Source organism: Bartonella sp. AA2SXKL (assembly GCF_042197205.1).
Taxonomy (GTDB): Bacteria; Pseudomonadota; Alphaproteobacteria; order Rhizobiales; family Rhizobiaceae; genus Bartonella.
Map to the genome: position 1 here is coordinate 1 of NZ_JBHIRN010000186.1, position 656 is coordinate 656.

Consider the following 656-nt stretch of genomic DNA (forward strand, 5'->3'; position numbering starts at 1 on the left):
AGGCGTTAGGGAGGGGAAATCATGGAAAAGCCAATTTTTATTCATTCCGATGAAATTTTATTAGTTGTGTATGATGATGATCAACACATTGGTCAGTCAGGACCACTTGATGCAAGCCAAGTTCAAGCAATTATTGATGAGGCAGATGATGCAATCCAAATCCTTCGCGTAAATCCTTCTGAGAAGAGTTGTGAAGATATCTCTGAAGAGATCGCAGAAGCATATGTAGAAGAAAATATTGAACGTCTCAATGAGGATAGTGAAGTCCATTACTTTATACGTGAAAGTGATGCCTACAATAGACTTTTAGATGATTTAGCAAAAGAAAAATATAATGATGAGATTTACGGTACTTATGAAGAGCAAAATAAATTGCGTCTTAGTGATGTCATTTAAATTCTAAGGGCGCGTGTAAAAGCGCCTTCTTTAATCTATCAATCCCATCAATATGAGGTCCGTAATGGAAAAGCTTATTGCTATTCAACAAAATACAATCAAACAGGAAACTGTCCAAACTATGTCTAGCCGTGAAATTGCAGAGTTATGCGGTAAAAGACATGACCATGTTATGCGTGATATCAAGAAAATGCTTGAAGAACTTAACGCCCCCAAATTTGGGGTGGTTGATTTTAGTGGTTATTATCTTGATAGCAAAG

At 36.6% G+C, this 656-nt stretch carries 2 protein-coding genes; both read left to right on the plus strand.

The annotated features are described in order from the left end of the window. The first annotated feature begins 21 nt into the window (after positions 1–21). Entirely contained in the window at positions 22–396 is a 375-nt protein-coding gene (locus ACFINS_RS10585) for a hypothetical protein (protein WP_375706247.1), read from the plus strand. Between the two features lie 64 nt (positions 397–460). Then, positions 461–656, plus strand: a 196-nt coding sequence (locus tag ACFINS_RS10590) for a Rha family transcriptional regulator (protein ID WP_375706248.1), incomplete at its 3' end; no start/stop codon positions are given.

What these genes read in the sequence shown, in the direction of transcription:
- ACFINS_RS10585 (WP_375706247.1), top strand. Translation starts at nt 22, where the DNA reads ATGGAAAAGCCAATTTTTATTCATTCCGATGAAATTTTATTAGTTGTG.